This is a genomic window from Paraburkholderia sp. OAS925 (assembly GCF_040543975.1).
In the GTDB taxonomy this organism is placed as follows: Bacteria; Pseudomonadota; Gammaproteobacteria; order Burkholderiales; family Burkholderiaceae; genus Paraburkholderia; species Paraburkholderia graminis.
The window spans coordinates 832,218-857,222 of sequence record NZ_JBEUNO010000001.1 but is presented as its reverse complement, the minus strand read 5'-3'; the positions used below and the strand labels follow the sequence as shown (position 1 = coordinate 857,222).

Annotated in this window: 20 protein-coding genes and 1 pseudogene; 1 reads left to right on the top strand and 20 read right to left on the bottom strand. The window is 64.0% G+C overall.

Annotated elements, in window-relative coordinates; all coding sequences use genetic code 11:
* Positions 1-5: 5 nt before the first annotated feature.
* Positions 6-3,118, bottom strand: a pseudogene (locus ABIE53_RS03825) (sensor domain-containing protein).
* Between the two features lie 178 nt (positions 3,119-3,296).
* Positions 3,297-3,773 (bottom strand): nitrate reductase associated protein, encoded by a 477-nt coding sequence (locus ABIE53_RS03820; RefSeq protein ID WP_114155791.1) that lies wholly within the window; start codon positions 3,771-3,773, stop codon positions 3,297-3,299.
* Positions 3,774-3,896: 123 nt separating this feature from the next.
* On the opposite strand from ABIE53_RS03820, the gene fdhD reads away from it, so the two are divergent.
* Complete coding sequence (gene fdhD, locus ABIE53_RS03815) at positions 3,897-4,724, top strand: formate dehydrogenase accessory sulfurtransferase FdhD (protein WP_192700016.1); 828 nt, start codon at positions 3,897-3,899, stop codon at positions 4,722-4,724.
* Between the two features lie 50 nt (positions 4,725-4,774).
* Here fdhD and ABIE53_RS03810 read toward each other — a convergent pair whose 3' ends face one another.
* From ABIE53_RS03810 to ABIE53_RS03725, 18 genes are all read right to left on the bottom strand, one after another.
* Positions 4,775-5,545 carry an enoyl-CoA hydratase gene (locus ABIE53_RS03810; RefSeq protein WP_006047957.1) on the bottom strand — a complete coding sequence of 257 codons (771 nt, stop codon included), beginning with the start codon at positions 5,543-5,545 and terminating at the stop codon, positions 4,775-4,777.
* Positions 5,546-5,668: 123 nt separating this feature from the next.
* Complete coding sequence (locus ABIE53_RS03805; protein WP_029970476.1) at positions 5,669-6,868, bottom strand: acetyl-CoA C-acyltransferase; 1,200 nt, start codon at positions 6,866-6,868, stop codon at positions 5,669-5,671.
* Positions 6,869-6,898: 30 nt separating this feature from the next.
* Complete coding sequence (locus tag ABIE53_RS03800; RefSeq protein ID WP_192700015.1) at positions 6,899-9,334, bottom strand: 3-hydroxyacyl-CoA dehydrogenase/enoyl-CoA hydratase family protein; 2,436 nt, start codon at positions 9,332-9,334, stop codon at positions 6,899-6,901.
* 127 nt (positions 9,335-9,461) lie between these two features.
* A complete protein-coding gene (locus ABIE53_RS03795; protein WP_107707347.1) occupies positions 9,462-11,249 on the bottom strand; it encodes an acyl-CoA dehydrogenase C-terminal domain-containing protein in 1,788 nt (595 codons plus the stop codon).
* Between the two features lie 68 nt (positions 11,250-11,317).
* Positions 11,318-11,917, bottom strand: a complete 600-nt coding sequence (locus ABIE53_RS03790) for a TetR/AcrR family transcriptional regulator (protein ID WP_006047961.1) — start codon at positions 11,915-11,917, stop codon at positions 11,318-11,320.
* A gap of 254 nt (positions 11,918-12,171) precedes the next feature.
* Complete coding sequence (locus ABIE53_RS03785) at positions 12,172-13,737, bottom strand: tetratricopeptide repeat protein (RefSeq protein ID WP_192700014.1); 1,566 nt, start codon at positions 13,735-13,737, stop codon at positions 12,172-12,174.
* Positions 13,738-13,999: 262 nt separating this feature from the next.
* On the bottom strand, positions 14,000-15,259 hold the full coding sequence (gene clsB, locus ABIE53_RS03780) for a cardiolipin synthase ClsB (RefSeq protein WP_029970479.1): 1,260 nt from the start codon (positions 15,257-15,259) through the stop codon (positions 14,000-14,002).
* Positions 15,256-15,741 (bottom strand): dihydroneopterin triphosphate diphosphatase, encoded by a 486-nt coding sequence (gene nudB / locus ABIE53_RS03775; protein ID WP_192700013.1) that lies wholly within the window; start codon positions 15,739-15,741, stop codon positions 15,256-15,258. Before nudB ends, clsB begins: the two co-directional genes overlap by 4 nt.
* Positions 15,742-15,917: 176 nt before the next feature.
* Positions 15,918-17,717, bottom strand: coding sequence for an aspartate--tRNA ligase (gene aspS, locus ABIE53_RS03770; protein ID WP_006047965.1), 1,800 nt, complete (start codon positions 17,715-17,717; stop codon positions 15,918-15,920).
* A 76-nt stretch (positions 17,718-17,793) separates the two neighbouring features.
* A complete protein-coding gene (locus ABIE53_RS03765; protein WP_006047966.1) occupies positions 17,794-18,447 on the bottom strand; it encodes a DUF502 domain-containing protein in 654 nt (217 codons plus the stop codon).
* A 72-nt stretch (positions 18,448-18,519) separates the two neighbouring features.
* Positions 18,520-18,906, bottom strand: a complete 387-nt coding sequence (locus ABIE53_RS03760) for an FmdB family zinc ribbon protein (RefSeq protein WP_114155785.1) — start codon at positions 18,904-18,906, stop codon at positions 18,520-18,522.
* Between the two features lie 221 nt (positions 18,907-19,127).
* Positions 19,128-19,763: a methyltransferase domain-containing protein gene (locus ABIE53_RS03755; RefSeq protein WP_192700012.1), complete on the bottom strand. Its 636-nt coding sequence runs from the start codon at positions 19,761-19,763 to the stop codon at positions 19,128-19,130.
* Positions 19,764-19,802: 39 nt separating this feature from the next.
* Positions 19,803-21,380: a ubiquinone biosynthesis regulatory protein kinase UbiB gene (gene ubiB / locus ABIE53_RS03750; protein WP_029970485.1), complete on the bottom strand. Its 1,578-nt coding sequence runs from the start codon at positions 21,378-21,380 to the stop codon at positions 19,803-19,805.
* Between the two features lie 15 nt (positions 21,381-21,395).
* Entirely contained in the window at positions 21,396-22,040 is a 645-nt protein-coding gene (locus ABIE53_RS03745; protein WP_029970486.1) for a ubiquinone biosynthesis accessory factor UbiJ, read from the bottom strand.
* Positions 22,041-22,233: 193 nt separating this feature from the next.
* Positions 22,234-23,232 (bottom strand): Tim44 domain-containing protein, encoded by a 999-nt coding sequence (locus tag ABIE53_RS03740; RefSeq protein ID WP_114155783.1) that lies wholly within the window; start codon positions 23,230-23,232, stop codon positions 22,234-22,236.
* Positions 23,233-23,270: 38 nt separating this feature from the next.
* Positions 23,271-24,002 (bottom strand): bifunctional demethylmenaquinone methyltransferase/2-methoxy-6-polyprenyl-1,4-benzoquinol methylase UbiE, encoded by a 732-nt coding sequence (gene ubiE / locus ABIE53_RS03735; protein ID WP_006047972.1) that lies wholly within the window; start codon positions 24,000-24,002, stop codon positions 23,271-23,273.
* A gap of 67 nt (positions 24,003-24,069) precedes the next feature.
* Positions 24,070-24,483, bottom strand: a complete 414-nt coding sequence (locus ABIE53_RS03730; protein ID WP_029970488.1) for a gamma-butyrobetaine hydroxylase family protein — start codon at positions 24,481-24,483, stop codon at positions 24,070-24,072.
* Positions 24,484-24,567: 84 nt separating this feature from the next.
* Positions 24,568-24,996 carry an HIT family protein gene (locus ABIE53_RS03725; protein ID WP_006047974.1) on the bottom strand — a complete coding sequence of 143 codons (429 nt, stop codon included), beginning with the start codon at positions 24,994-24,996 and terminating at the stop codon, positions 24,568-24,570.
* Between the last annotated feature and the right edge of the window lie 9 nt (positions 24,997-25,005).

The following is a 25,005-nucleotide window of genomic DNA, read 5'->3' as shown; positions in this document are numbered from 1 at the left end:
AGGCTTCAGGCCATCGCCGGTTCGTGCGCGGTGCCGCCTTTCATCAGCTCGGAGATCGCATCAGTCGACAAAGGCTTCGCGAAGTAGAAGCCTTGCATCTCGTCGCACGCGCGCTCCTTCAGAAAGTCGAGTTGCGCCGAGGTCTCGACGCCTTCGGCGATCACTTGCAGCTTCAACGAATGCGCGAGTGCGATGATCGCCGAAGTAATGGTCTCGTCGTCGCCCGAGATGCCGATGTCGGACACGAACGAGCGGTCGATCTTCAGCCGGTCCACGGGAAAGCGCTTCAGATAGCTGAGGCTCGAATAGCCGGTGCCGAAGTCGTCGATTGCGAGGCCGATGCCCAGCGCGCTCAGTTCGTTGAGCATCGACACGGCTTCTTCGGCATTGCGCATGATCGCGCTTTCGGTCAGTTCCAGTTCCAGATATCGCGGCTCGAGCCCGGTTTCGTCGAGCACCTGCATCACGAGCTTGGCAATGTCGCGCTGCTGGAACACGCGCGCCGACAGGTTCACGGAAACGCGCGCCGGCGGCAAGCCGAGGTCTTGCCACGCCTTGTTTTGACGGCACGCTTCGCGCAGCACCCATTCCGACAGCGGGCCGATCAGCCCGCTTTCTTCGGCAACGGGAATGAACGACGACGGCGGCACGAGCCCGACTTCGGGATCGCGCCAGCGCACCAGCGCCTCGGTGCCGACAATCCGCCCGGTGTGAAATATCGACTTGCGGCTGATAGTGCAGCAAGAACTGGTTGTCGCGCAGCGCGCGCCGCAGACGCCGCTCCAGGTTAAGGCGCGCGCCCGCGCTCGCGTTCATCTCGGGCTGATAGAACTGGAACGTGTTGCGGCCCATGTCCTTCGCGCGATACATCGCGAGATCGGCCTTTTTCATCAGCGTTTCGGCGTCGTCGCCGTCTTGCGGGAACAGGCTCGCGCCCAGGCTGCAGCCCACGTACAGTTCCGTTCCGTCGAGCCACACCGGCTCCGAGATCGACGCGCGCACGCGCTCCATCCACGCAATCAGCGATTGTTCGTCGACGGTATCGGTCATCACGACCACGAACTCGTCGCCGCCGTGACGCGCGACCGTATCGCTCGTGCGTGTGCAGCGCGCGAGCCGCTCCGCGACGACACCGAGCAGCCGGTCGCCGACGCTGTGGCCCAGGCTGTCGTTGACGTTCTTGAAGCCGTCGAGATCCATGAACACGACCGCGACGGCCCTTGTGCTGCCGCTGCGCGACGATCAACGCATGCTGCAAGCGGTCGCGCAGCAGGTTGCGGTTTGGCAGGCGCGTGAGGCTGTCATAGTTGGCCTGATATTCGAGCTGTTCCTGATAGCGCATCAGGTCGGTCACGTCGTTAATCACGCCGATGTGATGCGTAATCACGCCTTCCGCATCCGGCACCGGCGCGATGAAAAGCTGATTCCAGAACAGCGCGCCGTCCTTGCGATAGTTGCGCACCACCGCGCTCACTTCGCGATTCGCGGCGAGCGCCTCGCGGATCAGCGCGACACCTTCCTGCTCGCGATCGTCGCGTTGCAGCACGCGGCAATCGTGGCCGATCACCTCGGCGGGATCGTAGCCCGTGATGCGCATAAAGGCGGGATTCACGTATTCGATGAGATTGCCCGCCGGCGAAGGCGCCGTGATCAGAATCGCGTTGACGCTCGCATCGAGCGCGCGGCTTTGCAGACGCAGCGCGAGGTCGGCGCGCTTGCGCTCGGTGATGTCCGTGTACGAACCCAGCACGCCGATCACGCGGCCGTCGCCGTCGGTGAACGGCAGCTTGCTCGTGACGGTCGTGCGGTGCACGCCGTCTATCACCACGTCGACTTCGAAGTTCATCTTCGGCACGCCCGTGCCGACCACTTCCCTGTCGTGCGCGTTGAGCAATTCGGCGAACGCGCGCCACGGCATGTCGGCGTCGCTCTTGCCGACCACCTGCTCGGGATACGACAGACCCGCGTCGCGCGCGAACGCCATGTTGCAGCCGAGATAGCGCGACTCCAGGTCCTTCCAGAAAATGCGCTGCGGGATGTTGTCGATCACCGCTTCGAGCATCTGGTTCGAGCGCTGCGCCTCGGCTTCGGCGTTGATCTGCTCGGTGACGTCGTCGGCGAGAACGAAGAACGCGGCGCGGCCCATGAAGTTCAGCGCGTGATAGGAGATGTCCGCGCTGATCACCGAGCCGTCCTTGCGCCGGTGATGCCAGATGCCCGCCATCGTGCGCCCGCGCTCGGCGCTGTCGGCGCGCTGCAAGTGCGACTCGAGCCGGCCGATCTCGCTATTCGGCCGGATCGCGCGAATCGTCATGTCGAGAAACTCGCTCTCCGAATAGCCGTACTGCTTGATCGCGGCCGAATTGACGGCGAGAAAGCGCAGCGTCTCGCGCTCGAAGATATACATCGGCACCGGATGATCGTCGAACAGGCTGCGAAAGCGCTCGTCGTTGCGGCCGAGCGCGCGCACGCTGTGCAGCTTCTTGCGCGCGCTGCTTTCGCGTGCGCCGAAGGTGAAGATCAGGAGCGCCGCGCCCGCCAGCATGGTCGCGATCAGAAACAGCGCCGCGTGCCGCCGCTCCTTCGACGACGCCGCGAGCGACGCCTGCAACGCGCGGTTCTCGGCTGCCCGCAGCGCGGCGAGGCCCGCTTCGACACGCTGCAGCCCGAGCCCGGCGTGCATGTACGACGCCGCCGTCCATGCGCGCGAGGCGGCCGGCTCGTCGGCGTCGCGCGTGAGCAGCGCATCGCCGATGTCGCGTTGCAGCGCGCGCCGGTCCGCGCCGACCTGGGCGAGCGTGGCGAGCATCGCGGGTTCGTCGGCCAGTTCGCCCTGCAACTTGCTTTCGAGACTCGCGAGCGTCGCGTTCATCGTCGCGGCCGCGTCGACGGGCGGCGGATCGCCCGCGGCCTCGAGGCGGCCGAGCGCGGCGAGACCGCCGTCGAGCGCCGACTGGTACGCGTCGAGGCTCTGGCGAACGTGCGTCGAATGCAGCATGCGCGCGTCGGCCTCACGCTGGCCGGCGATCTGCAAGCATGCGGCGAACACGTTTGCGCCGAGCGCGACGGCCACGACCGCTATGTTGATCAGCAGCCGCTTCGAGATGAAAGGAGTCATGGGTTCCGAACGTCGATCGTTCTTCGGGCGGGAGCGCGAGGCCGCTTGCGATGCGTCCGGCGGCATCGATGCGAGTCTTTTACGCGCTAACCTTTGGATAACGGCAGCGTTCGGAACAGGTTGAGGGTGGGAGGTGAAAAAAAGTTGGTGGGGTGCGCTCGCGGCTGGCCGGCCGCGCCTAGCCGGCCGCGCCAAATTCCTTCATCGCCGGGATGAAGTCGTGGTTGATCTCCTGCTTGCGCGACAACTTCGCGAGCACGTAGCGCTTGAACGGCTCGAGCTCCGCCCAGCGCGCGGCACTCGGACCCGCGAGGCCCGCCAGCTTCGCCTGACGCTCGACGCTTTCGGGCACGCTCGCCGTGTCGCGCCACGCGGGCGCTTCGTCCGGCGTGAACCACTCCGGTTCGACGTTCGCGTGAGTGCGCAGCATCTCGAACAGCGCGTGATCGAAGTTGGGCTCGATCTCCGCGTCGTCTTCGACGGGAAAACGCGCGAGCAGCTTGCGGTCCTCCAGCGGCAGCATTTGCCATTGCGCGAGCGAAATGCGCAGCCCGAAACGATCGAGATTGAAGCGAACCGACATCGGGATGTAGGTGAAATTCTGCGACGACTCCACCTCGAAGTTGAACAGCAGCGGTGCTTCGTTGAGTCCCATGACAGTTTCCTCTTGGATGACGGGCAACGCACAAGGCCAGCTTGAGGTATTTTAGAACCTTATTCGTGCGTCGGCGGCGCGGCATGGCCGGGCGCACGCACGGCATCGACGGAGTGAATCAGCGTGAACGAACTGCAAGCAGGCCAGCCCGGCGCGGTGGAGCGTCAGGTGCACCGCCATCGCGGCGCGGCGGTCGAAACGGTCACTGACCACGTCGGCCAGGAGTGGCCGGTCGCGCTCGTCTTCAACGGCATCTCGCATGCGGTGATGATGTGCACGCCACGCGATCTCGAAGCATTCGCCGTCGGCTTCGCGATTTCGGAAGGGATTGTCGAGCGCGGCAGCGACATTCAGGACATCGAGGTCGAACTGCATGACGACGGCGAATTGCCGCACGCCGAAGTGCAATTGCAGGTCGTGCAGCAGGCATTCGTCGCGCTGAAGCAAAAGCGCCGCGCGTTGGCCGGCCGCACCGGCTGCGGCGTGTGCGGCATCGAAAGCATCGATCTGCTCGATCTGAAGCCGGAACGCGTGCCCGATACCGGCTTTTTGCAGCGGCTAGCGCCCGACGCGATCGCGCGCGCGGCCCGCGAATTGCCCGCGCATCAGGCGTTGACGCGCCTCACCGGCGGCCTGCACGCCGCCGCGTGGTGCGACGCCGCGGGCGCGATCCGCTACGCGTTCGAAGATGTCGGCCGCCATAACGCGCTCGACAAGCTGATCGGCCAGCTCGTGCTCGATCGCGCGGATACCAAAGAGGGCTTCGTGTTTCTGTCGAGCCGCGCGAGCTATGAACTCGTGCGCAAAGCCGCGCGCGTCGACGTGCCGATGCTCGCGACGATTTCGGCGCCGTCGTCGCTGGCGATTGCGATTGCCCGCAAGGCCGGCGTGCGGCTCGTCAGCTTCTGCCGCGAAACCAGCTACGTCGATTACGACACCGCGCAGCCCTGAGCGGCTTCTGCAAACGGGACAAGTGGGCGCTTTGCAGCCGCCCTGCTTGCTCAGTCGAATTGCCGGAAGTCCGGCTTGCGCTTCTCGAAGAACGCCTTGAACGCCTCACGCGCTTCGGGCGCGATCAGCATCTTGCCGAAGTGCAGCGCTTCCTCCGACATCTGCGTTTGCAGTTCCTGGTGGCTCGCGCGCTTCATCAGGCTCTTGGTCACGCGCAATGACGACGCCGGCAACGCGGCGAGCTTCGCGGCTTGCGATGCCGCGAACGCGTCGACTTCCGCAGCCGGCAACACGCGATTCACGAAGCCCATGCGTTGCGCTTCGGCGGCGTCGAACGCCTCGCCGAGCAGCAGCTTTTCCGCCGCGGCCTGATAGCCCGCGACGCGTTGCAGCAGCAAACTCGACGCCGCTTCGGGACACAGCCCGAGTTGCGCGAACGGCAACGAGAAGCTCGCCGAATCGGCGGCATAGACCAGATCGCAATGCAGCAGCAGCGTCGTGCCGATGCCCACCGCCGGCCCTGCGACCGACGCCACCACCGGCTTTTCCGCCGAACTGATCGCGCGCAGGAACTGGAAGACGGGCGCGTTTTCGCCCATCGGCGGCGCCTTCATGAAGTCTTCGAGATCGTTGCCCGCGCTGAAAATGCCCGCGCTGCCGCGAAACAGAATGGCGCGCACGGACGCATCGGCTTGCGCGTCGACCAAAGTGTCGGCCATCGTCTGATACATCGCGGCCGTGATCGCGTTCTTCTTGTCCGGCCGGTTGAAGGCAATCGTCAGCACACCGTTGGCGCGCTCGACCAGAATGTCCGTCGTCATGTTCGTCTCCTTCATGTGCTACAGAATCTGCTGTAGTAAAAGCAAAAACGGTTCGCAAGCGCGAGGCCTGCGAACCGTTGCGAGCGCCTTAACGGCATGCCGCGTGCACCGAAGCAAGCCGTATCACAGCCGCTCGATGATGCCCGCCGCGCCCATCCCCGTGCCGACGCACATCGTCACCATGCCGTACTTGTAGTTGCGGCGGCGCAAGCCGTGCACGACCGTCGACGCACGAATCGCACCCGTCGCGCCCAGCGGATGGCCGAGCGCGATCGCGCCGCCGAGGGGGTTGATCTTCGACGGATCGAGGCCCAGGTCCTGAATCACCGCGAGCGATTGCGCGGCGAACGCTTCGTTCAACTCGATCCAGTCGAGGTCGTCCTGTGTCAGACCCGCGGCCTTCAGCGCTGCCGGAATCGCTTCCTTCGGCCCGATGCCCATGATTTCCGGCGGCACGCCGCGCACCGCGAAGCTGACGAAGCGCGCGAGCGGCGTCAGGTTGAACTGCTTGAGGATCTTCTCCGACACGACGATCAGTGCGCCCGCGCCGTCCGAGGTCTGCGAGCTGTTGCCGGCCGTCACCGAGCCCTTGTTCGCGAACACCGTGCGCAGTTTCGCGAGACCTTCGAGCGACGTATCGGCGCGCGGGCCTTCGTCGAGCGAGACTTCGCGCGTTTTAACGCGCACTTCGCCCGTGGCGAGATCGGGAAAGCGCTCAGTGACCGTGTACGCGGCGATCTCGTCGTTGAACTCGCCGGACTGCTGCGCGGCGATCGCGCGGCGATGCGATTCGACCGAGAACGCGTCTTGCGCTTCGCGGCTGATCTTCCAGCGCTCGGCGACTTTCTCGGCGGTCAGGCCCATGCCGTACGCAATGCCAACATCTTCATTGCGATCGAAGATATGCGGCGACAGCGACGGCTTGTTGCCCATCATCGGCACCATGCTCATCGACTCGCAGCCGCCCGCGATCAGCGCGTCCGATTCGCCGACGCGGATGCGGTCCGCGGCCATCGCCAACGCGGTCAGGCCCGACGCGCAGAAGCGGTTCACCGTCACGCCGCCGACCGACTGCGGCAGGCCCGCGAGCAGCGCGCCCATGCGGGCCACGTTCAGGCCCTGCTCGGCCTCGGGAATCGCGCAGCCGACAATCGCGTCTTCGATCACCTTCGTGTCGAGGCCGGGCACTTGGGCCACGGCGGATCGGATTGCATGCACCAGCAGTTCGTCAGGGCGCGTGTTTTTGAACACGCCGCGCGGCGCCTTGCCGATCGGCGTACGGCTCGCGGCGACGATGTATGCGTCTTGCAATTGCTTGCTCATTTGTTTCTCCGAAATTTGCGCGCGTCGCTGTTAGTTCCGCACCGGCTTGCCGGTTTGCAGCATGCCCATGATCCGCTCCTGCGTCTTCTGCGTGCCGAGCAGATCGACGAACGCGCGGCGCTCGAGTTGCAGCAGCCATTCTTCGTCGACGAGACTGCCGCCTTCCACGTCGCCGCCGCACACGGCTTCGGCGATGCGGCTCGCGATCAGGAAATCGTGCTCGCTGATGAAGCGGCCGTCGCGCATGTTCACGAGCGATGCCTTGATGGTCGAGATCGCCGAGCGTCCGGCAACCGGCACCTGCGTGACGCGCAGCGGCGGACGGTAACCAGCGCCAGCGAGTGCGCGCGCTTCCTTCTTCGCGACGTCGAGCAACTCGAACACGTTGAACACAATCGTGTCCGACGGCTTCAGATAACCCATCGCGCGGGCGTCGAGCGCGGACGCCGACACCTTCGCCATCGCCGCGTTTTCGAACGACTTCTGCACGAACTTCAGCAGATCGTTGGTCGCGCCGACTTGCGTCGCGGCCTCGGCCGCGCGCAACGCCGCTTCCTTCAGGCCGCCGCCAGCAGGCACGAGACCCACGCCGACTTCCACGAGACCGATATAGCTTTCGATGTGCGCAACGCGCTTCGCGCTATGCAGCAGCAACTCGCAGCCGCCGCCGAGCGCAATGCCCGACACTGCGGCCACAACCGGCACGCTCGCGTACTTCACGCGCAGCATGCCTTGCTGGAACTTCTTCACGAACGGCTCGATGCCTTTCGCGCCGCCCATCATGAACGCGGGCATCGCTTCTTCGAGGTTCGCGCCCGCCGAGAACGGGCCGCCCGGCGCGCCGAGTTTCAGCGACGTCGGCTGCCAGATCACGAGACCCTTGTAGTCCTTCTCGGCCAGTTCGATGGCCTGCGTCAAACCGTCGATCACCGACGGTCCGATCGTGTTCATCTTGCTCTTGAACGACACGATCAGAACATCGTTCTCGCCGGCGCGGTCGTCGACCCATGCGCGCACCGCGTCCGTTTCGAATAGCGTCTTGCCGTAAGTCTTCGGGTCCGCAGCCGTTTCGCCGACGAGTGGTGCGCGGAACACCTGGCGCTCATACACGCCAAGCGACGAGCGCGGCACGAACGTCTTCGAAGCCGGCGACCACGAACCTTCGTTCGTATGCACGCCGCCCTTTTCGGCGACGGGACCGTCGAGCACCCACGAAGGCAATGGCACAGTCGAAAGCGCCTTGCCCGCCGCGATGTCTTCCTGCACCCATTCGGCGACCTGCTTCCAGCCGGCCGTCTGCCAGCCTTCGAACGGACCTTCGTTCCAGCCGAAACCCCAGCGGATGGCGAGGTCGACGTCGCGCGCGTTATCGGCGATGGATTCCAGATGCACGCCGATGTAGTGGAACACGTCGCGGAAAATGGACCACAGGAATTGGGCTTGCGGATGCTCCGATTCGCGCAGCAGTTTCAGCCGCTCAGCCGGCGGACGCTTCAGAATGCGGCCGACCAGTTCGTCGGCCTTCGCGCCGCCGTCCACGTACTCGCCCGTTTTCGGGTCGAGCACCTTGATCGCCTTGCCTTCCTTCTTGTAGAAGCCGCCGCCCGTCTTCTGACCGAGCGCGCCCTTCTTCACGAGTTCGGCGAGCACGGCCGGCGTTTCGTAGACCGGGAAGAACGGATCGTCCTTCAGGTTGTCCTGCATCGTCTTGATGACGTGCGCCATCGTGTCGAGACCCACGACATCAGCAGTACGGAACGTCGCCGACTTCGCACGACCGAGACGCGAGCCGGTCAGGTCGTCCACTTCGTCGAAACGCAGGCCGAATTTTGCGGCCTCGGTAATCACGGCGAGAATCGAGAAAATGCCGACGCGATTCGCGATGAAGTTCGGCGTGTCTTTCGCGCGCACGACGCCCTTGCCGACCACGCTCGTCAGGAACGTTTCGAGTTGATCGAGAATTTCCGGGCGCGTGGTCGCGGTCGGAATCAGTTCGACCAGATGCATGTAGCGCGGCGGATTGAAGAAATGCACGCCGCAAAAGCGCGCCTTGAGTTCGTCCGCGAAACCTTGCGACAACTCGGTGATGGACAGGCCCGATGTATTGGTCGCGAAGATCGCGTTCGGCGCGATGTGCGGCGACACCTTCTTGTACAGGTCGTGCTTCCAGTCCATGCGCTCGGCGATCGCTTCGATCACGAGGTCGCATTCGGCGAGCTTCTCGATGTCGTCGCCGTAATTCGCGGGCTGAATGTACTGCGCGTCGTCCTTCACGCCGAACGGCGCGGGCGACAGCTTCTTCAGATTCTCGATCGCCTTCAACGCGATGGCGTTCTTCGGACCTTCCTTTGCGGGCAGGTCGAACAGCAGCACCGGCACCTTGGCGTTGATCAGGTGCGCGGCGATCTGCGCGCCCATCACGCCGGCGCCGAGCACGGCTACCTTGCGAATGATCAGATTGCTCACGTTGTTCCTCCGGGGAGTTATGCGGTGTCGCGAATGTGTCGCGGATATCTCGACTACTTCGCGATGGATGGGGCCGGCAAAATCGCCGCGTCGTTGGAACCGGCGCGGCGACTTTCCGTGAGTTGATTTAGAACAGCGCTTCTTCGTAGTCCATCAGCGGCTTGGAACCGGCGCGCGCCTGGCGAATCGTCATGGCCGTTTCGGGCAGCAGCTTCGCGAAGTAAAAGCGCGCGGTGGCGAGCTTGGCCTTGTAGAACGGATCGCCCGATGCTTCGTTATCCAGCGCGACGCGCGCCATGCGTGCCCAGAAGTACGAGAACACGAGATGGCCTACAGTGCGCAGATACGGCACGGCCGCGGCACCCACTTCGTCCGGGTTCTGCATGGCCTTCATGCCGATTTCCATCGTCAGCTTCTGCACCTTTTCGCCGATGTCGGCGAGCGGGTTGATGAACTCCTGCATCTCCGGCTTGATGCCTTCGGCTTCGACAAACTCGGTCACGAGCTTGCCGAACTTCTTCATCTTCGCGCCCATGTCGCCGAGAATCTTGCGGCCGAGCAGGTCGAGCGCCTGAATCGCGTTCGTGCCTTCGTAGATCATGTTGATGCGCGCGTCGCGCACGTACTGCTCCATGCCCCACTCGGCGATAAAGCCGTGGCCGCCGTAAATCTGCATCGCGTGATTCGTGCCTTCGAACGCGTTGTCCGACAGGAACGCTTTCAGGATCGGCGTGAGCAGCGCGACGAGATCGGCGGCTTCCTTGCGCACGGATTCGTCGGCGTGCGACAGTTCCTTGTCGATATGCAGCGCGGACCAGTACGAGAATGCGCGCGCGCCTTCCGCATAGGCCTTTTGCGTGAGCAGCATGCGGCGCACGTCGGGATGCACGATGATCGGATCAGCGGCTTTGTCCGGGGCCTTCGGACCGGTCAGCGAGCGCATTTGCAGACGTTCTTTCGCATACGTCAGCGAGTTCTGGTACGCGACTTCGGTCAAGCCGAGGCTCTGCATGCCGACGCCCAGACGCGCAGCGTTCATCATCACGAACATCGCGTTCAAGCCTTTGTTCGGCTCGCCGACGAGCCAGCCCTTCGCGTTGTCGAGATTGATCACGCAGGTCGCGTTGCCGTGAATGCCCATCTTGTGTTCGATGGAACCGCACTTCACGCCGTTGCGTTCACCAGGCTCGCCTGCTTCGTTCGGCACGAACTTCGGCACGATGAAAAGCGAAATGCCCTTGGTGCCTTTGGGCGCATCCGGCAGACGCGCGAGCACGAGGTGAACGATGTTCTCCGCAAGATCATGCTCGCCGCTGGAGATGAAAATCTTCGTGCCGCTGATCGCATACGAGCCGTCGCTATTCGGCTCGGCCTTGGTGCGCAGAATGCCGAGATCGGTGCCGCAATGCGGCTCGGTCAGACACATGGTGCCGGTCCATACGCCCGACACCAGCTTCGGCAGATACACCTTTTGCAGTTCCGGCGTGCCGTGCGCGTGCAGGCATTCGTATGCGCCGTGCGAGAGGCCGGGGTACATCGTCCATGCCTGGTTCGCCGAATTCAGCATTTCGTAGAGCGCGTTGTTGACGAACGCGGGCAGCCCCTGGCCGCCGTACTCGGGATCGCAACCGAGCGCGGGCCAGCCGGCTTCAACGTACTGTTGATAGGCTTCCTTGAAACCCTTCGGCGTGGTCACGACGCCGTCGCCGACGTACGTGCAGCCTTCCTGGTCGCCGCTGTGATTCAGCGGAAACAGCACTTCGGAGCAGAACTTGCCGGCCTCTTCGAGCACGGCGTTGATCGTCCCGGCGTCGAGATCCGCGTGCTTCGGCATCTGCTTGATCTCGGCTTCGACGTTAAGCAGCTCGTGCAACACGAATTGCATGTCGCGCAGCGGCGCGGCGTACTGTCCCATGAGTCTCTCCAAAGTTTAAACATGAAGCCAGGCCGTTAGCTGCACGCGCGACGCGGATCGGCTCTCTGCTAACGGCTTTCGCTTTGATACGAAACAATCAGTTTTTCCAACGCGGCCCACGTCAGACGCACCGCATCCGGCAGATGCAGGAAACGCGCGTCGTGATGCAGACCCAGCGTGAAGCTGTACAGTTCGAACAGCATCAATTGCGGATCGGTGTCCGCGCGCAGATGCCCTTCTTCCATTGCCTGCGAAATCGCGCGGGTGAGCGCCGCGCGCCACATCGTCACGCTCGACACCAGTTGTTCGCGCACCTGGCTGTCCGCGCGGTCGTCGTATTCAACGGCGCCGCTGATGTAGATGCACCCGGTGGTCACTTCCTGAATGCGCTTCTCGATCCAGCGGGAGATCATCGCGCGCAAACGCGGCAATCCGCGAGGCTCGCGCAGGCTCGGGAAAAACACCTCGTCTTCGAAACGACGGTGATATTCGCGCACGACTTCCACCTGCAAGTCCTCGCGCGACCCGAAATGCGCGAACACACCGCTTTTGCTCATCTGCATGCGCTCGGCCAGGAGGCCAATCGTCAGACCTTCGAGTCCGTCGCGGCTTGCAAGATCAAGTGCTGCATCGAGAATTGCGGCTCGCGTTTGTTCGCCTTTTCGCATAGCTTTTACCGTTCTAATGTGACCGAAAGAAAATCGAACGGCCGTACTATTATTGAGTGGCGCCGTCCGCGAAACAAGGACTTTATTAGAAACCGGTTTCTAACCTGGCTTCAATTTTGGGGCATGTAGCAATCAGAGGAATCGGATTTTTTAGAGGGGTTTGTCGTCAGGCAGTTTTGCATTGACCCATCCGCTTCCTCGAACTGCGCAGCCGGCTGACATGATGCAGCAGCGCAAGCGAATCTAGAACACGTTTAAGCTCCGATTGCGTAGCGCTGCTTGAGTGCCTCGCATGTCCGCGCGAGCACGTCGTCCCAGTCGTCGCGCTGAGTTTGCGTGAAAAGACGCAAGCCCGGATACCACGGGCTGTCGTCCCGTCCGCGCAGCCAACGCCAGCAACCCGCGAAACGGTTTAGCAGCCATACCGGCTTGCCCAGGGCCGCGGCGAGATGCGCGACCGAGGTATCGACGGAAATCACCAGATCGAGGTTGGCGATCAGCGCGGCGGTATCCGCGAAGTCCGTGAGATCGGCGGTCCAGTCCGTTAGGCGCGCCTGGCTGGCCGGATCGGCCAGCTTGGCGGGATCGTCGGTCTTTTGCAGACTGATCCAGCGGATCTGATCGAGCGCGAAGAGCGGCGCAAGCTGAGCTGCGCTGAGGCTGCGCCGGCGATCCACGGCGATGCCCGAATGACCGCCCGCCCATACCACGCCGATGCGCGGCAAGTGCGCGTCCGGCAACGTGTCGAGCCGCGCGCGCCAGGCGGCGGCACGCGTCATATCGGCGTGGAGATACGGCGTGTCCGCCGGGATGGTCGCGACTTGCGTGCCGAACGCCATCGGCAACGACATCAGCGGGCAATAGCGATCCCAGCTCGCAAAATCGGACGCCGGCTCGTCGAGCAGCACGAGCCCCGGCCAACGCGAACACAGCGATTCTGCGTACAGGCGACGCAGCGGCGCCGGGCATACATAGCCGACCTGCGCGAACAGTTCGAGCGCCATTGGCAGATAGCGCACGAATTGCAGACTGTCGCCGTAGCCTTGCTCGTCGAGCACGAGCAGACGTTCGCTGCGCATACGTTTCGGCTCCGCTGCGCCGACCACGGCGGGGCTTTCGCCCCACCAGCGCGGCAACGGCGCCTGGATGGGCACTCGCGCGGGACTTCCGTCGGCGTGACGGAAGCTGACCCAGCGGTCTTCGAAATATGGCCAGGCTTCCTGATAACGGCCGGTGGCGAGCAGCAGCATCGACAGGTTATTGCGTGCGACGAGATTGGCCGGCGCGAGTTCGAGCGCGCGCCGGTAGTGATGCTCGGCTTCCTGTAGAGCGCCCAGGTCCGCGAAGATGCGGCCGAGGTTGTTGTGCGCCGCGGAGTGGCCAGGTTCAATCTTGATCGTCCGACGGTAACTGACTGCCGCGTCTTCCGGACGGTCGAGATGTTGCAGCGTCAACGCCAGGTTGTAGTGAAGCGCAGTGAACTCCGGCTGCAGTGCGAGCCCCTTGCGCAAACTGTCGACGGCTCCGTCGTGATCGCCCAGTCTGAGCTGAATCGCGTACAGCGTGTTGTAGAGGTTCGCTTCCGGGCCGAGCTGGATCGCCCGCTCGAGCCAGTGTCGCGCCACTTCAGGCTGGCCGGTGGCAAGCGCGAGCAGGCCCTCGAGATGCATGGCGCCGGTGTGCTCGCCGTCCAGCGTCAGGATTTGCGCGGCGAGCGCGTGGACGGTGTCGTGGCGACCGGCCCGGTACGCTGCCAGAGCCTGGTCATGCAGGCTTGATATGTTGCTGTTATCGGATGCGGCTTCGGAATGCGCTGGCATGGGACGGACGGACCTCGATGACTGGCCGGTGGCTTCGCGCCGCTCACGGTGCGCGGTGCGGTGCCATCGGCGCACGCTGCTTGATGGCAGAGGTCTTTGACGCCGACGCATGGGCTCGCATGGGCTCGCATCTTCTCGCGTCGGGCGCTTGACCGCTGGTGAGCGGCGATTATGGTTTCGGGGTCCGCGAAGGGGCTGCGCGAAAAGTCTGAAAGACATCGGGAAATGGTTGAGCGTGCTTCTGAAGCGTCGGCCTTATCCGCTAATCGTAGCCGCCCACCGTCAGCACCTTCATCGCCAGCCGATACGTCGTGTAGGCGAGCCAGTTAAGCAGCCGTTCGCCGGCCGGACGCGCGTCGTAGTGCGCTTCGTCGATGCGCCGCGAGTCCTTGAACGCGACGAGGATCGCTTCGCGAAGCGCGTCGATCGACGGATCGTTCACCAGCACGACGTTGGCCTCGTTATTCAGCATGAGGCTGAGCGCGTCGAGATTGGACGAACCCACGGTCGCCCAGTTCGAGTCGACCACCGCGACCTTGCCGTGCAGCATGGTCTTCTCGTACTCCGCGATCTGCACGCCCGCCCGCAGCAACGCGCGATAGAGAAAAGGCACCGCGTAGTCGAGCGCCTTGAACTCCTTGCGGCCGATAATCAGCTTCACCACGACGCCGCGCCGCGCCGCATACACGAGCGCGCGACGCAGCTTGCGGCCAGGCATGAAGTACGGATTCGCGAGCAGCACCTCGTTGCGCGCCTGGCCGATCGCCGTCAGATACGCCTTTTCGATGGCGCGCCGATTGATCAGGTTGTCGCGCGCGACGAACGCCACGCACGGTTCGCCGCCCGCCCACAGTTCTTCGTTGCGGCGCCGGCGTCGACGGCGCAGGCTGCCGAGCGACGCGGACGTCTTCGGACTGAGATCGGGCTCGAGCGACTCCACTGGCCGATGCCCGACGCGAATCCGCCGCCATTGCACTTCGAACGCCTGGCGCACGTCGCTCACCACCGGCCCATGCAATTCGACCGCGAAATCCCAGCGCCGATACGGCAGCGTCTCGCCGTTGTTTTCATAATCGTCGACGATGTTGATGCCGCCGCAATACGCAAACGCGTCGTCGATCACGGCCAGCTTGCGGTGCGTGCGCGAGAAACCGAAGCGCCCGAAAATGTGCGGGTTGTAGATGCGATGCTCGATGCCCGCGCCGGTCCACTCGTCGAACATCGGCAGGCGGGCGGTGCCGACACCGTCGGTGATCACGCGCACACGCACGCCGCGCGCCGCAGCGCGCAGCAGCGCCGCGTTGACCATCTGCCCGGCCTCGTCGTAGCAAAAGATATAGGTTTCGAGAACCACGTCGCGCTCGGCGGCATCCACACGCTGCACGAGCGCGCTGAAGAACTCGTCGCCGGAGCGCAGCAGCTTGACGTCGTTGCCGCTCGTGAAGCGGTAGCGCTGCCAATAGCGGCGGCCGAGCAGCGATTGCCGCAGACGGGCGAAACGGCGTGCGCCGCCGACGCTCATCGGCGAGACTCCGAACGCTTGCGCAGCCTGCTCGGCAACTGCAGGATCGCATCCGCATTCGACGACGAAAAGCAGCGCGACGCCGCCTCTTCATACGGCAGCCAAAGAAACGCGGTGTGCTCGCGCGGCGCGAGCGTGACTTCGAGGCGCTCGGGCACTTCTACGCTGAACCAGTGCTCGGTGTTGTGGATCACGCCTTCGGCATAGCGATGCAGAAACTGCGGATAGATCTCGTATTCGATCGAGTATTGCCAGTCGAACAGCGCGCTTTGCGGCACAGCAGCGCTGCCGATCACGATGCCGGTTTCCTCGGCCACTTCGCGCATGGCCGTTTCGGCGAGCGGTTCGTCGAGCCGGTCTTTCGAACCCGTCACCGACTGCCAGAACCCCGGCATATCGGCGCGCTCGATCAGCAGCACATCGAGCGAGGGCGTATGAATGACGACGAGTACGGACTGCGGGATCTTCGGCGGTTTCGGCATGATGTGAAAACTGGGCGCAATGCTTGCGCGATACATGTCGGCGGGTGGTCCAATGAACAGTCGAAAGCTGTTGCATCGACTGTAACGCAAAAAACGAAAAAGGCGCCGGAGTTTCCTCCCGCGCCTTTTCGTTTTGCTTCTGCTGTCGTTTTCAGACAGCACCCGGCATCAAATCGTCATGCCTTCGGTTCCGGCGTGCGCAGACGGATGTGCAACTCGCGCAACTGGCGCTCGTCCACTTCGCTCGGCGCCTGCGTGAGCAGATCTTGCGCGCGCTGCGTCTTCGGGAACGCGATCACGTCGCGGATCGAATCGGCGCCGGCCATCATCGTGACGATGCGGTCCAGACCGAACGCGATGCCGCCATGCGGAGGCGCGCCGTACTGCAACGCGTCGAGCAGGAAGCCGAATTTGGCTTGCGCTTCTTCGGCGTTGATCTTGAGCGCGCGGAACACCTTGCTCTGCACTTCCTCGCGATGGATACGCACCGAGCCGCCGCCGATTTCCCAGCCGTTCAGCACCATGTCGTAGGCCTTCGCGAGGCAGCGCGCCGGGTCCGATTCCAGGTACTCGAGGTGCTCGTCTTTCGGGCTCGTGAACGGATGATGCGCGGCGACGTAGCGGTTGTCTTCCTCGTCGTATTCGAACATCGGGAAGTCGACCACCCACAGCGGCTTCCAGCCGGACTCGACGAGGCCATTGGCCTTGCCGAATTCCGAATGGCCGATCTTCAGACGCAGCGCGCCCAGGCTGTCGTTCACCACCTTCGCGCGATCCGCCGCGAAGAAGATGATGTCGCCGTCTTGCGCGCCGGTGCGCTCGATAATCGCCTTGACCGCTTCGTCATGCAGGTTCTTGACGATCGGGCTTTGCAGACCGTCGCGGCCCTTCGCCACTTCGTTGACCTTGATCCACGCGAGACCCTTCGCGCCGTAGATGCGCACGAATTCCGTGTAGCTGTCGATGTCGCCGCGCGAAAGCTCGCCGCCCTTCGGCACGCGGATGGCGGCAACGCGGCCGTCTTTCGAGTTGGCCGGCGTGCTGAACACCTTGAACTCGACGTCTTTGACCGCGTCGGTCAGGTCGGTGAATTCGAGCTTCACGCGCAGGTCCGGCTTGTCCGAACCGAAGCGGCGCATGGCTTCCGAATACTCCATGACCGGGAACTTCTCGTCGAGCGAAACGCCGATCGTTTCCTTGAACACATGACGGATCATCGCCTCGAACAGATCGCGAATTTCCTGTTCCGACAGGAACGAGGTTTCGCAGTCGATCTGCGTGAATTCCGGCTGACGGTCGGCGCGCAGGTCTTCGTCGCGGAAGCACTTGGTGATCTGGTAGTAGCGGTCGAAGTTCGCCACCATCAAGAGCTGCTTGAAGAGCTGCGGCGACTGCGGCAGCGCGAAGAACTGACCGGGGTTCGTACGCGACGGCACCAGGTAGTCGCGCGCGCCTTCCGGCGTGCTCTTGGTCAGCATCGGCGTTTCGATGTCGATGAAGCCGAGCGTGTCGAGGTACTTGCGCACTTCGATCGCGACGCGGTAGCGCAGACGCAGGTTGTGCTGCATCTGCGGACGGCGCAGATCGAGCACGCGATGCGTGAGGCGCGTGGTCTCCGACAGGTTGTCGTCGTCGAGCTGGAACGGCGGCGTAACCGACGCGTTCAGCACGATCAGTTCGTGGCACAGCACTTCGATCTTGCCGCTCTTGAGCGCGGCGTTCGTCGTGCCTTCGGGACGCGCGCGCACCACGCCCTTGATCTGCAGACAGAACTCGTTGCGCACGTCTTCGGCCGCCTTGAACATCTCCGCGCGATCCGGGTCGCAGACGACCTGAACGAGGCCTTCGCGGTCACGCAGGTCGATGAAGATAACGCCGCCGTGGTCGCGGCGGCGGCTGACCCAGCCGCACAGCGAGACGGTTTGGCCCAGTAGTTCTTCGGTCACCAGACCGCAGTATTCAGATCTCATCGACATGATGTTTGACTTTCGTTTTGCATTGGTTGATCGGCGCGCCGCAGTTCGACACTGCGTGAAACGTTGCGCGCCGGCATTACAGCGGAGGCTCGACTGTCGTGCGGCGCACCGGCGCCGGAGGCGCGGACGGCGCCACGACGCCCATCGAGACGATGTACTTGAGCGCGGCGTCGACCGTCATGTCGAGTTCGATCACTTCGCTCTTGGGCACCATCAGGAAGAAGCCGGACGTTGGATTCGGCGTGGTCGGCACATAAACGCTGACGTGATCTTCTTTCAGGTGATTGATCACGTCGCCGCCCGGAATGCCGGTCAGAAACGCAATCGTATAGCAGCCGCGGCGCGGGTATTCGATGAGCAGCGCCTTGCGAAACGCGTTGCCGCTGCTCGACAGCAGCGTGTCGGACACCTGCTTGACGCTCGTGTAGATCGGCCCGACCACGGGAATGTGCGCGACCACGACTTCCCACCACTTCACGAGCTTCTGCCCGACGAAGTTCTGAGTCAACAGCCCGACGACAAAGATGAATGCCAGTGTCAGCACCGCGCCGAGGCCGGGCAGGCGGAAACCGAACACGCGCTCGGGCTGCCATGCGCGCGGCAGCAGCAACAGCGTCTGATCCATCGTGCCGATGATCAGACCGAGCACCCACAGCGTGATGGCCAAAGGCACCAGCACCAGGAGGCCAGTCAGAAACACCGATTTGAGCGTCGTTTTTTTCGTCGTCATGTGTACCGCCAGAAAGCCGCGCCGCCGAAGCAATGCGCGGCGTGTGCGCCGCCCGCGAGGGCGGCAGTGCTACTAGACGCTGCTGGAGCCGCTTGCGGGCGTGCTGGCCGCCGGCGTTGCAGCCGGTGCTGCCGGCGCCGCGGCTGAACTGCTGGCTGCGGCTGTGTCGGATTTGGCGGCGCCGTTGCTGGCAGCCGCGGCGTTCTCGCCCGAGGCGCCGTTGGCAGCGCCATTCGACGCGCCGTTGGCGTCGGCCTTCGCGGGCGCGCCGCTGTTGCCGCCGCGGAAGTCGGTCACGTACCAGCCGGAGCCCTTCAACTGGAAGCCCGCGGCCGTGACCTGTTTGCGAAAAGTGTCTTTCCCGCACTCGGGACATTGCGTCAACTGGGGGTCGCTCATCTTCTGAAGGACGTCCTTCCCAAAGCCGCATGACTCGCAACGATAAGCGTAGATCGGCATGACCTGTTCCCTACTGAAATCTTGTAAACGCTTGCAAAGCCTTGAATTATAGCCGCAAACCGTAACGCTCCCCGGCATTTTGGGGATGAGCGTCCGGCGCAGCCGCCGTCGCGCCAGATGGGGGCGCTTGCATGAAAAATCAAGGGCCGCGCGAGCAATGCGTAGGCGCGGCGGCGCTCGGACCGGCAGCGGCGGCGGCCTCGGTGGGCGATGCTCGACGTTCAGCCTCGGCGGCGCCACGTCAGCCAGCGCTCGCGTCCCGCAAACACCGCGATCGAATCGCTGACCGCCTCATCTTCGATCAGTTCGAAATGCGGCGTGAGCAGTGTCTCGAGTTCAGCGCGCTCGATGCCGAACGGCGGCCCTTTCGGCGTCGCTCCGATAAAAAAGAAGCCGGCGAGCAGCGCGCCTGGCGGCAACAGTTCGGCCATGCGGCGCGCATAGTCGTCGCGGCGCGCAGGCGGCAACGCGCACAGAAACGCGCGCTCGTAGATCCATGCGGGCGCAAACGGCGGCTCGTAGCTGAAAAAATCCGCCTGTTCGACGAGCTGTGCATGCTGTTCGCCCAACTGCGCGCGCGCCGCCGCGACGGCTGCGTGCGAAAAGTCGATGGCGCGCACCGGACTGCCGTGCGCGGCCAGCCAGGCCGCTTCGTAGGCGCTGCCACAACCGGGAATCAGCGCCGCCTCGCCGGCATGACGCCCAGCAAACGACTGAAACGCCGATGGCACGCCCGCCTGGTCCCACGGCGTGAAATGACGCTCGAAACGCTCGTCCCAGAACGCCGGCGAATTCGGATCGCGGCTCTCGAAATCGGGCATCGGGGATTGGGTCGGATCTTGGCTCGGATCGCTCATCGTTCGCCTCGCATTCGGGCCGCTTAGGCTTCGCTTGGATCAGGCGCCGTACGCCAGCGCGAGGAACACTCGCGCAAGCGCCGCGCCGACACCGACGGCCACGCCGAACAGCAGCAATCCTTGCAGCAGCCGGTTCGTGCGTTTCTGCTCGAGCAGGATCTGCCGGATCATGTCGTCGTTGCCGACGCGCCCATGATCGTGGCGCTCGGCCAATACATGATGGATCAGCCGCGGCAATTGCGGCAGCGTCTTGCTCCACTGCGGCGCCTCGATCTTCAACCGCTCGTACCAGCCGCGCAGCCCGATCTGCTCGTTCATCCAGCGTTCGAGATAGGGCTTCGCCGTCTTCCACAAATCGAGTTCGGGATCGAGCGAGCGGCCGAGCCCCTCGACGTTGAGCATGGTTTTTTGCAGGAGCACAAGCTGCGGCTGAATTTCGACGTTGAAGCGGCGCGACGTCGAGAACAGGCGCATCAGCACCTGACCGAGCGAAATGTCCTTCAGCGCGCGGTCGAAATACGGCTCGCATACCGCGCGAATCGCGCTTTCCAGTTCCTCGACGCGCGTGGTCGGCGGCACCCAGCCCGACTCGAGATGCAGCGTCGCGACGCGATGGTAGTCGCGCTTGAAAAAGGCGAGGAAGTTCTGCGCGAGGTAATTTTTGTCGAAGTCCGACAGCGCCCCGATGATGCCGAAATCAAGCGCGATATAGCGGCCGAAGTGCGCCGGATCGAGGCTCACCTGGATGTTGCCGGGGTGCATGTCCGCGTGGAAAAAGCCGTCGCGGAACACCTGCGTGAAGAAAATCTCCACACCTTCGCGCGCGAGCTTCGGAATATCCACGCCCGCCGCGCGCAGCGTATCGACCTGGCTGATCGGCACGCCGACCATGCGCTCCATCACCAGCACGGTGGGCGTGCAAAATTCCCAATACATTTCGGGCACGAGCAGCAGATCGAGCCCGGCGAAATTGCGGCGCAACTGGCTGCCGTTGGCGGCCTCGCGCATCAGATCGAGTTCGTCGTGCAGATACTTGTCGAACTCGGCCACCACCTCGCGCGGCTTCAGGCGCTTGCCGTCGGCCCACAAGCGCTCGGCCCATACGGCGATGTCGCGCAGCAACGCGAGGTCCGAATCAATCACCGGCAGCATGTTCGGACGCAGCACTTTCACCGCGACGGCCTTGCCCGCGTGCTGCCCGGCCTTCACGGTCGCGAAGTGCACCTGCGCGATGGAAGCGCTGGCCACCGGCACGCGCTCGAAATCGTCGAACAGCACATCGACCGGCGCGCCGAGCGACTTCTCGACGAGCCCGATGGCCACCGCCGAATCGAACGGCGGCACCTGGTCCTGGAGCTTCGCGAGTTCGTTGGCGATGTCGACGGGCAACAGATCGCGCCGCGTCGACAGCACCTGCCCGAACTTGACGAAGATCGGCCCGAGGCTTTCTAGCGCGAGGCGCAAGCGCACGCCAGGCGGCGCGTCGAAATTCCGTCCGAGCGTGGTGATACGCAGCAGCATGCGCACGCGCCGGTCGTTGATGCGGCCGAGCATCATCTCGTCGAGACCGAAGCGGATAACCGTGAAAAAGATCTTGAGGAAACGCAGAAAACGCATAGTGGTGCCCGGTGACTAGCGCGTGCCGCGCAACGTGGCGGCGCTGCCCGGCGCGGCGGCGCCGCGGGCTTCGACCTTCTGTTCAAGACGCTGGATGCGTTTTTCGACTCGCGCGAGCGCATCGCGCGCTTGCGCCAGCTCGACGTTGAAGTCGTCGAGCGCGGTGCGGCGCACGAGTTGCGGATTTTCGTCCAGCAGATATTCGGCGGCCGTGTCGAGCAGATTGCGACCGGTGCGCTGCACATGTTCGCCGACCGTGCGCGCAATCGACGCGACCCGCCACGCGGGGCCGTCGCCAATCAGCTTCGCCAGATCTTCTTCCGGCTCCCAGCGCAGATGCTCCGCCAGTTTGGCGATGACGGTCGCGAACTCGGCGTCGCCGTCGATCTTCACGTGCTTCATGACCGCGGCCTGGCCACCCTGGACGAACGCCGGCAACGCATCCGACGGCACCGAAAGCGTCACGTCGAACTGTTGCGCGTCGGTTTCGCCGAGCGCGCCCAGATAGCCGTCCGGCTGCACGACGAGCGCCAGCACGACCGGCGGCGACGACAGTCGCGCGGTCTTGCCCGCGTAAGGGGCGAGGCGCTCGCGAGCCCACGATTCGCGGGCGAGCAGATGATTGACGGCAGCGACAAAGGGCTTGGCGGCGAGGGTCATTGAAGGTGGCAAGAAAAAACCCGCGGGAGCGACTGCTCGCGCGGGTTCCTATTGTAACGTCCGTTCGCTTCGCGGCCTGCCTGGCTGAACGGCTAATCGTGGGCCTTGATGATCAACCGCGGATCAGCGTCGGGCGACATGTGCGCACGTTGCAAGCGAACCACCGGACGGACGGCCGCGACGCTCTCGCGTCTCAGTGCTGCGCGACCTGCTGGATGCCGGCGAGCAGCCAGCCTTCGCCCGGACGGTTCGCCTTGGACAGATTCCACACTTCGACGAACGGCTCGGCCGCCGCGCCCGGCGCCTCGCGGATCAGCCCGGAGAAGCGCACGCTCGCGAAGTATTCGTTCGCGCGTTCTTCGACGCCGAGCAAATCGGCGTTCAACTGCACGACATCCGTCTGATTCGTTCCGGCGCCGCGCGAAGACAGGTCGACGCGAACCTCGGCGAACATTTCCGGCGTGGTGAACTCGCGAATGTCGTCGATATTGCCGACGTCCCATGCGGCTTGCAGTCGCACGAAATACACCTTCGCGTTGCGCAGGAACGCTTCGGAATCGAAGCCGGCCGGCACGCTCGGCGTTGCGTTCACCGACGGCGTGGTCAGCGGATTGCCTTGCGGCTCAAGATACGAACCGGCAGGCGGCGCCGTATAGCGCGGCTCTTGCGGCTCCTGCGTATAGCCCGTGGCGCCGGAATTCAGCGACGGCGAATGCCCGGCGTAAGCCGGTTGCGACGTATCGCGCTTGCGGCCCAGGAAGCGGCGGATCAGCCAGATGCCGATCATCGCGAGCAATGCGATCACGATGATGTTGGCCATCGCGCCCGCGAACGCGCCGCCCAAACCGAAGTGCGACAGCAACGCGGCGATGCCGAGACCGGCTGCGAGACCGGCGATAGGCCCAAGCCAGCGCGAGCGGTTAGGCTGCGCGGCCGGCGCCGGTGTAGGCGCCGGCGCGGGTTGCGCGCGCTGCTGCATGGCCGGGTTGGTCGGCGAAGGTTGCGGAGCAGCCTGCTGCTGAACGGTGTTCGACTGACGGCCGATGCTGCGGCCGCCGCCCATGCGGCGCGCTTCGGCGTCGAGCGAGGCGACGGAGCCGGCGACGATCAGACCGACCATTGCGATCAGTCCGATTCTTCTCGCCAGAGACCGCTTGACCTTACGGGGAGATAACAGCATTGAATCGGACATTTCGGTGCATTCCTTTAAAAATCGACGGGTTAGGAACCCTAGTATTTGGTCCCCACATGCAAAGCTACCACGCCGGCTGACAAATTGTAATATTTGACGCTGTCGAGGCCCGCTTGTTCCATCATTGTTTTCAAAGTTTCCTGGTCCGGGTGCATGCGGATCGATTCGGCGAGGTAGCGGTAGCTCTCCGCGTCTTTCGCAAAACGCTCGCCGAGCCACGGCAAGACCTTGAACGAATAGACGTCGTAGGCCTTTTTCAGCGGGTCCCAGACCTTCGAGAATTCCAGCACGAGCAGACGCCCGCCCGGCTTCAGCACGCGGCGCATTTCCGCCAGCGCGATGTCCTTATGCGTCATGTTGCGCAAGCCGAATGCCACGGTGACCACATCGAAGTAGTTGTCCGGGAAGGGAATCTTCTCGGCGTCGCAGAGCAGCGCCGGCGTAATCACGCCCTTGTCGAGCAGACGATCGCGGCCGACACGCAGCATCGACTCGTTGATGTCCGTGTGCCAGACCTCACCGGTTTCGCCCGCCTGCTTCGCAAACGCCTTCGACAGATCGCCCGTGCCGCCCGCGATGTCGAGCACCTTGTAGCCCGGCCGCACGTGGGCCTGCGCGATCGTGAACATCTTCCACGCACGGTGCAACCCGCCCGACATCAGGTCGTTCATCAAGTCGTAGTTGGCGGCCACCGAGTGGAACACGCCCGCCACCTTCTGCGCCTTTTCCTGTTCGTCGACCGATTGAAAGCCGAAGTGGGTTTTGCTCATCGCGCTTGTCCTTTCCGCGTATTCTGAAAATATTGCGCCGCAGGTGCGGCAGTTCTGGCGAATCGTATCAGTGACGGTGGCCGTGCGCAGCGCCCGGCGCGGCCATCGGCGTATCGCGGTCGACGCCGGCCGCAGCCAGTTTGTCGAGATACGCGCGCCACAGTTCATCCTGGCGCCGTGCCAGATCGTAGAGCAGGTCCCACGAATAGATGCCGGTGGAGTGCCCGTCGGAGAACGTCGGCTGAATGGCGTAGTTGCCGACGCCTTCGATCATCGTGATCGTGACGTCGCGCTTGCCGGTTTGCAGCGTTTCCTGGCCGGGACCGTGGCCCTGTACTTCCGCCGACGGCGAATACACGCGCAGCAGCTCGAACGGCAGCCGGTACGATTCGCCGCTCGCGTACTGCAATTCCAGCACGCGCGACTTCGAATGCACGACGACGCCGGTCGGCACCGGAGTATCGGGAGTCAGTCCGCTCATGATGGCCTCGATATGTCGATATGAAAGCGCCGCCGCGCCCGATGCGCCCCATGAGCGCGGCGCGAAGCGGCGAGTGAATGGCGCTCAGGCGAGAGCGTGTTCGATTTCCTGCCGCACCGCTTCGCGCAGCAGCGTGGCCTGCGCGCGGCGCGACGACAGCATCGCTTCGGACACCGTGCGCTGGCGCGGCGCCCAGATGGGCAGCGGGAAATGAGCGTCGTTCGAGAAACGCGGAATGACGTGCCAATGCACATGCGGCACCTGGTTGCCGAGGCTCGCGAGGTTCACCTTCGCCGGCTGAAGAATGCGCCGCATCGCGCGCTCGACCGCATACACCGCCTTCATCACGCGATCGCGGCCCGCCGCGTCGAGATCCGAAAACTCCGCTACGTGCTCGTTCCAGATCACGCGGCAAAACCCCGGGTAATCGTGTTCGTCGGCGAGGACGACGCGCAACGTGTCGTCCTGCCACAGCACATCGCCGCCATCTTCACGGCAAAAAACGCAATCCATCGTCGTCCT